At 73.6% G+C, this 7786-nt stretch carries 4 protein-coding genes and 1 pseudogene; all 5 read left to right on the top strand.

All coding sequences use genetic code 11. The features are described from left to right. Positions 1–438: pseudogene (locus E1193_RS28390) on the top strand (DNA-3-methyladenine glycosylase 2 family protein); the annotation flags it as partial. Next, positions 435–983: a methylated-DNA--[protein]-cysteine S-methyltransferase gene (locus E1193_RS28385; protein WP_132186239.1), complete on the top strand. Its 549-nt coding sequence runs from the start codon at positions 435–437 to the stop codon at positions 981–983. The pseudogene E1193_RS28390 and the gene E1193_RS28385, both read left to right, overlap by 4 nt. Before the next feature lie 8 nt (positions 984–991). Then, the gene (locus E1193_RS28380) at positions 992–2788 is read left to right on the top strand and encodes an ABC transporter ATP-binding protein (RefSeq protein ID WP_132186241.1); all 1797 of its coding nucleotides are present in this window, start codon (positions 992–994) and stop codon (positions 2786–2788) included. Next, positions 2785–4659 carry an ABC transporter ATP-binding protein gene (locus tag E1193_RS28375; RefSeq protein WP_243707949.1) on the top strand — a complete coding sequence of 625 codons (1875 nt, stop codon included), beginning with the start codon at positions 2785–2787 and terminating at the stop codon, positions 4657–4659. The genes E1193_RS28380 and E1193_RS28375 overlap by 4 nt, the downstream gene beginning before the upstream one ends. A 280-nt stretch (positions 4660–4939) precedes the next feature. Then, positions 4940–7540: a valine--tRNA ligase gene (gene valS / locus E1193_RS28370; protein WP_132186238.1), complete on the top strand. Its 2601-nt coding sequence runs from the start codon at positions 4940–4942 to the stop codon at positions 7538–7540. Positions 7541–7786: the final 246 nt, after the last annotated feature.

Raw genomic sequence — 7786 nt, 5'->3', positions numbered from 1 at the left:
CTCCAGAACGGCCATCAACTTCATGATCAGCAGCGAGAGCGCGGGCAAGAAACAGGTGGGTTGCGGGGGTTTCCGGGGGCCGAGGAGATCGCGGGGCTCGCGGACCCGGCGTTCGCGATGCCCGCGCGGCGGCGCGAGACCGTGCGGACGCTCGCCCGGGCCGTGGCCGCCGGAGAGCTCGCGCTCGACCCTGGCGGGGACCGTCAGGAGACGACACGGCGACTGCTGGCGATCCCCGGGATCGGCTCCTGGACCGCCGGCTACGTGGCCATGCGCGCCCTCGGCGACCCGGACGTCATGCTCGCCACCGACCTCGCGGCACGTCGGGGCGCCGCCGCCCTCGACCTGCCCGACGCCCCCTCGACCCTGGACACCCACTCCCACCGCTGGCGCCCCTGGCGCTCGTACGCGGTGATCCGACTCTGGAGAGCAGCATGACCATCGACAGCACCGTCATCGACACCCCGATCGGTCCGCTCAGCGTGCTGGTCGGCCCCGACGGGGCGGTACGCGCCGCCGGCTTCACGCCGGACCCGGCGGCCCTGCTCCCCCTCGTCCACCCACCCCTACGCGGCGACCTCCGGCCGCGCGCCGACCTCGGGCCGGTCAGCCGGGCCGTCGCGTCCTACCTGGACGGCGAACTCACCGCCGTCGACGCGGTGCCGGTGCGGCAGCACACCGGCGGCGCGTTCATGGCGCACGCCTGGCAGGTGTTGCGCGAGGTGACGGCGGGCGAGCCGGTGACGTACACGGGTTTCGCCGCCCGGGCCGGGCGGCCGGCGGCCGTCCGCGCGGCCGCCGCCGCCTGCGCCCGCAACGCCGCCGCCCTCTTCGTCCCCTGCCACCGGGTACTGCGCACCGACGGCACGCTCGGCGGCTACCGCTGGGGGCTGGACGTGAAGACGTGGCTGCTCGGACACGAGCGGCGCTCTGACGGCAAGCCGACACCGGCGATGCTCCCGATTGACGCTACCGTCGGGTAGTGCCAACGCTGCGCGACGGCGACCCCACCCGACGGGTCGACGCCGGTACGCGCCCCCTGCACAACCTCTGGCGGTTGCGCCGCTACCTGCGCCCGTACGCGGGCCAGTTCTGCTGGTTGCTGCTCGCGAGCCTGGCCGCCACCGCGGCCAGCCTGGCGGTGCCGCTGATCACCCAGCGGGTGGTCGACGGGCCGGTCGCCGACCGTGACGCGGCCGGCCTGCTCCGCCTCGGCGGTCTGGCCCTGCTGCTCGGGCTCGCCGAGGCGGTGCTGATCTTCATCCGGCGGTGGACGCAGTCCTCCTCGTCGATCGGCATGGAGACCGCGATCCGCGCCGACGTCTACGCCCACCTGCAACGCCTCCCGGCCGACTTCCACGACCGGTGGCAGTCCGGCCAACTGCTCTCCCGGGTCACCAGCGACCTGTCGGTGATCCGCCGGTTTCTCTCCTTCGGGCTGTTCTTCCTGGTGCTCAACGTGGTCACCTACCTGGCGGTGGTGGTGCTGCTGCTGCGGCTGCACGCGCCGCTCGGCCTGCTGGTGGCCGCCAGCGCGGCGCCGCTGTTCCTGATCAGCCGCCGGTTCGCCCGGCACTACCACGCGGCGTCCCGGCGGATGCAGGACCAGCAGGGCGACGTGGCCACGCTGGTCGAGGAGACCGCGCAGGGGCTGCGCACCATGAAGGCGTACGGGCGGGGGCCGGAGCTGGCCGACCGGTTCGCCGGCCGGGCGCGGACGCTGCACGACACCGGTGTCGGCAAGGCACGGCTGCTGGCCCGTACCTCCGCGCTGTTCGACCTGGTGCCCAACCTGACCCTCGGCGTGGTGCTGGTGTGCGGGGCGGCGTTGGTCGCCCGGGGCACCCTCACCGTCGGCGAACTGGTCGCCTTCGTCAGCCTCCAGCTCATGCTGATCTGGCCGGTGCAGTCGCTCGGCTGGATCATCGCCAACGGGCAGGAGGCCGCAACCGCCGCCGACCGGATCCACGAGGTGCTGGACACCCCGCCGTCGATCGTGGACGCCCCGCACGCGGTCACGCTTGCCCCGAACGCGGTCCGTGGCCGGCTACGGTTCGAGGGCGTGTCGTTCCGCTACCCGTGCGCCACCACGCCGGTGTTGCGGGAGATCGAGCTGACCGTCGAGCCGGGTGAGACGCTGGCGCTGGTCGGCGTGACCGGCGCCGGCAAGAGCACCCTGCTCTCCCTCGTCCCCCGACTGCGCGAGGTGACCGGCGGGAGGATCACCCTGGACGGGCACGACCTGCGCGACCTGCGGTTGTCCTCGCTACGCCGGCTGGTCGGCACGGCGTTCGAGGAACCCACTCTCTTCTCCATGTCGGTGTGGGAGAACCTTACCCTGGGCCGGCCGGACGCCGGCGACGACGAGGTCCGGGCGGCGCTCGCGCTGGCCCAGGCCGACTTCGCGTACGAGCTGCCGTGGGGGCTGGCCACCCGGATCGGAGAGCAGGGGCTGTCGCTCTCCGGCGGGCAGCGGCAGCGGCTGGCGCTGGCCCGGGCGGTGCTCGGCCAGCCGGCGCTGCTCGTCCTGGACGACCCGCTCTCCGCGCTGGACGTGCACACCGAGGCGCTGGTCGAGGCGGCCCTGAAACGGGTGCTGCGGGACACCACCGCGCTGCTGGTGGTGCACCGGCCGTCCACGGTCGCGCTGGCCGACCGGGTCGCGCTGCTCGACGGCGGGCGGATCACCGCCGTCGGCCGCCACTCGGAGCTGCTGGCCACGGTGCCGGCGTACCGGGCGGTGCTCTGCGCCGAACCAACGAGCCGGAACGGTTTGGTGCGATCGTGACCGGTGAGGTGCCCCGACCCCGGGTGGACGGCGTCGAACTGTCCCACTGGCGGGGCCGCGCCACCGACCCGGACGCCGACCGCAGCCGCGCCGAGGACACCACACCGGAGGCGATGGCCCGGCTGCGCGCCCGTAGCCGGGCGCTGCTGCGCGGGCTGCTGCGCCCGCACCGCACCCGGCTGGGGCTGGCCACCGCGCTGCTGCTGGCCCAGAACGCCGCCGCGATGGCCGGGCCGTACCTGGTCATGGTCGGCATCGACCGGGCCGTGCCGCCACTGCGGGCCGGCGACCCGGGCCCGCTGGCCGCCGTCGCCGGGGCCTTCGCCGTCGCGGCGGGCACCGAGTACGCGGCCCGGCGCGGCTTCCTCACCCTCTCCGCCCGGATCGGCCAGGCCGTCCTGCTCGATCTACGCCAGCGGGTGTACGGCCACTTCCTCCGCCTCTGTGTCGGCTTCCACGAGCGCTACACCTCCGGCCGGGTGATCTCCCGGCTCACCAGTGACGTGGACTCGATCGCCGAACTGGTCGACGGCGGCATCGACAGCCTGGTGACAGCCACCCTGACCGTGGTGTCGGTGGCCGCCGTCCTGCTCTGGCTGGACCTGCCGCTGGCGGCGGTGGCCCTGCTGGCGTTCCCGTTCCTGTTCGCGTTGTCCCGCTGGTTCGCCCGGGCGTCGGCCAGCGCGTGGCGGCGCAGCCGGGAGACGGCGGCGCTGGTGATCGTCCACTTCGTCGAGTCGCTGCGCGGTATCCGGGCCGTGCAGGCGTTCCGCCGCGAGCCGCGCAACCAGCAGATCTTCGACGGGTTGAACGACGACTACCGGCGGGCCAACCTGCGCGGATTCCGGCTCATCGCCACGTACTCCCCGGGAATCAAGGTGATCGGAAACGGCACCGTGGCGGTGGTGCTCGGCTACGGCGGGTGGCGGGTCCTCGGCGGCGACATGGAGGTGGGCGTGCTCGCCGCGTTCCTGCTCTACCTGCGTCGCTTCTTCGAGCCGATGCAGGAGCTGAGCCAGTTCTACAACACGCTCCAGTCCGCTACGGCGGCGCTGGAGAAGCTGGCCGGAGTGCTGGACGAGGCTCCCGGTGTGCCGGAGCCGGCCCGGCCGACGCCGCTGCCGCCCGGGCCGGGTCACGGTGCGGTGCGGTTCCGGTCCGTGTCCTTCGGCTACCGCCCGCGGGCTTCCATCCTGACCGGCCTGGACCTGCGGGTGCCGGCCGGGCAGACGATCGCGTTGATCGGGCCGACCGGCGCCGGCAAGTCCACCGTCGCCAAGCTGCTGGCCCGCTTCCACGACCCCGACACCGGCACCGTGGAGGTGGACGGGGTCGACCTGCGCGACCTGGCCGACGTCGAACTGCGCCGGGCGGTGGTGCTGGTAACCCAGGAGAACCACCTGTTCAGCGGCACGGTGGCGGAGAACATCCGGTTCGGCCGGCCCACCGCCGACGACGCGGCGGTGGAGGCCGCCGCGCGGGCTATCGGCGCGCACGACTTCATCACCGCCCTCCCCGACGGGTACGCCACCGACGTGCACCGCCGCGGTGGCCGGCTCTCCGCCGGGCAGCGGCAGCTCGTCGCGTTCGCGCGGGCGTTCCTGGCCGACCCGCGGGTGCTGATCCTCGACGAGGCGACGTCGTCGCTGGACGTGCCGACCGAGCGACTGGTGCAGCGGGCGCTCGGCACGGTGCTGCGTGACCGTACCGCCCTGGTCATCGCGCACCGGCTCTCCACCGTGGAGACCGCCGACCGGGTGCTGGTCCTCGACGGCGGCCGGATCGTGGAGGACGGCCCACCGGCCCGGCTGGCCGCCGCCGGCGGCCGGTACGCCGCCCTGCAGCGCCACTGGCGGGCCTCCCTGATCTGAGCGCCGGCCGCCCGTCTCAGGCACTCTCCGGCCTCCGGCAACGCGTCGATGTCCGGCTCCTCGCAGAACCCGAGGGGCGCCGCACTCCGTTCGCGGCGAGACGGGGTGTCCGGCGCGGCCGACGGCACGGCTCGCGGCAGTCGGGCGGCTGGCTCGCGGCAGTCGGGCGGCTATCGTCGGCCCGGCGATGTTCACCCCGAACGAGGTCGGCACCGGACGATCATCGGGCCGGGTCGAATCACGGAGGCGGCAGGCGGCGCGGGCTGCCTAGGATCGACGGATGACCGACACGGCGAGGACGGCCCGCGCCGGCGTCCCCGAGCATCCCACCCTGGACGGCCTCGAGGACAGCTGGGCGCGCCGCTGGCAGGAGGAAGGCACGTACGCGTTCGACCGGACGAAGACGTACGTACCGGCGGACACCTCGGGCCGGGCCGGTCGCCGGGACGTCGTGTTCTCCATCGACACCCCGCCACCGACCGTGTCCGGCGAACTGCACATGGGACACGTCTTCTCGTACACACACACCGACACGGTGGCCCGCTTCCAGCGGATGCGCGGCAAGGCGGTCTTCTACCCGATGGGGTGGGACGACAACGGCCTGCCCACCGAGCGGCGGGTGCAGAACGTGTACGCGGTGCGCTGCGACCCGACCCTGCCGTACGACCCGGCCTGGCAGCCTCCCGCCACCCCGGTCACGGAACAGCAGCGCAGACAGCCGACGTCGATCTCCCGGCGCAACTTCGTCGAGCTGTGCGAACGGCTCACCGCCGAGGACGAGCAGGTCTTCGAGACGCTGTGGCGGCGACTCGGGCTCTCGGTGGACTGGTCGCTGACGTACACCACGATCGGGCGGGCCGCCCGGACGGTAAGCCAGCGGGCGTTCCTGCGGAACCTGGCCCGGGGCGAGGCGTACCAGGCGGACGCGCCGACACTGTGGGACGTCGGCTTCGCCACCGCCGTTGCCCAGGCGGAGCTGGAGGACCGGGATCGACCGGGGGCATACCACCGGCTCCGGTTCACCGGACCGGGCGGGCACGAGGTGCTGATCGACACCACCCGGCCGGAGCTGCTGCCGGCCTGCGTCGCGCTGGTCTGCCACCCCGACGACGAGCGGTACGCCGACCTGGTGGGCGCGACGGTGCGTACCCCCGTCTTCGGGGTGGAGGTGCCGGTGCGCGCGCACCCGCTGGCGGAACCGGCCAAGGGCACCGGCCTCGCGATGGTCTGCACGTTCGGCGACCTGACCGACGTGACCTGGTGGCGGGAGCTGGACCTGGCGACCCGCGTGGTCATCGGCCGGGACGGCCGGCTGCTGCCGGAGCCGCCGGCCGGTGTGCCGGCCGGACCCTACGCGGCGCTGGCCGGGCAGACGGTCAACGGCGCCCGGTCGGCCCTGGTGGGGATGCTGTCCGACGCCGGCGACCTGGTCGGCGAGCCACGCCCGACCACCCGTCCGGTGAAGTTCTACGAGCGGGGCGACCGGCCATTGGAGATTGTCTCGACCCGGCAGTGGTACCTGCGCAACGGCGGCCGGGACGCCCGCCTGCGGGGCGAGCTGCTGGCCCGCGGCGGCGAGCTGCGCTGGGTGCCGGAGCACATGAAGCACAGGTACGACCACTGGGTGGGCGGGCTGACCGGTGACTGGCTGGTCAGCCGGCAGCGCTTCTTCGGGGTGCCGGTGCCGGTGTGGTACCGGCTCGACGACGTTGGCGAGCCGGACTACGCCCACCCTCTCACACCCGACGAGTCGACGCTGCCGGTCGACCCGTCCGGCGAGCCGCCGCCCGGGTACGACGAGTCGCAGCGCGGCGTGCCGGGGGGTTTCGTCGGTGACCCGGACGTGCTGGACACCTGGGCCACCTCGTCGCTGACCCCGCAGATCGTCGGCGGCTGGGAGTCCGACCCGGACCTTTTCGCCCAGGTGTTCCCGATGGACCTGCGCCCCCAGGGCCAGGAGATCATCCGGACCTGGCTGTTCTCCACGGTGGTTCGCTCCCACCTGGAGCACGGCGTGCTGCCCTGGCGAACGGCGGTGCTCTCCGGTTGGATCCTCGACCCGGACCACAAGAAGATGTCGAAGTCCAAGGGGAACGTGGTCACCCCGATGGCCCTGCTGCAGCAGCACGGCTCCGACGCGGTCCGCTACTGGGCGGCCAACGGCCGGCCGGGGATGGACCTCGCCTTCGACGCCGCCCAGATCAAGGTGGGCCGGCGGCTCGCGACGAAACTGCTCAACGCCTCGAAGTTCGCCCTCGGACTGGGCGCCGCCGACGCGTTGCGTACCCCGGCCACCACGCCGCTGGACACGGCCATGCTGGCCGAACTCTCCACCGTGGTCGCTGCGGCGACGGCGGCCTTCGACGCCTACGACCACACGGCGGCGTTGCAGGCCACGGAGACGTTCTTCTGGCGGTTCTGCGACGACTACATCGAGTTGGTGAAGGAGCGCGCCTACGGCAGCGGGCCGGGGGCCGACTCGGCTCGGGCGGCGCTGGCGACCGCGCTGTCGGTACAGTTGCGGCTCTTCGCCCCGGTGCTGCCGTTCGTCACCGAGGAGGTGTGGTCCTGGTGGCGGTACGGCTCGGTGCACCGCGCGCCGTGGCCGACCACGTACGAGGTGAAGCGGGCGATCACCGGTACCGGCGACCCGGCGCTGCTGCGGCTGGCCGCTGACGCGCTGGGCCAGGTGCGCCGCGCCAAGTCGGAGCGGAAACTGTCGATGAAGGCGGAGGTGCCACTGGCCGAGGCGCTCGGCCCTGCTGCCCTGCTGGAACAGCTCACCATGGTCGCCGACGACGTCCGCGCCGCCGGTCGCATCGACAAACTCGACCTCCTCCCCGACCGCACCCCCGAACTGGTCGTCGCCTGCGCCTTCTGACCACCCGGCCCACCAACCGCCGTCCGACCGCCCGAGGCCGGGCGACCAAGGCGGGCGACCAAGGCCGCCGATTGCGGCAGGGTGTTGTCTCGCATCCGGTGGAGGCAACACCCTGCCGCATCCCACAACCCGGATCCCGCCCGACACGAGAGCCCGGACCGGCGACGAACCGAACCCAGCCGACGCGGAATCCGACCGGCCGCCGGAGCCGCCGGAGCACCCAACCGCCGGGCCACCCCCGGCGGC

Source organism: Micromonospora sp. KC606 (assembly GCF_004348675.1).
GTDB lineage: Bacteria > Actinomycetota > Actinomycetes > Mycobacteriales > Micromonosporaceae > Micromonospora.
The sequence above is the reverse complement of the archived record's forward strand: the minus strand, read 5'-3'. Positions and strand labels throughout refer to the sequence as shown.

Excerpts from the sequence above, each read along its gene's own strand:
- E1193_RS28385 (WP_132186239.1), top strand. The coding sequence starts at position 435 with ATGACCATCGACAGCACCGTCATCGACACCCCGATCGGTCCGCTCAGC.
- valS (WP_132186238.1), top strand. The coding sequence starts at position 4,940 with ATGACCGACACGGCGAGGACGGCCCGCGCCGGCGTCCCCGAGCATCCC.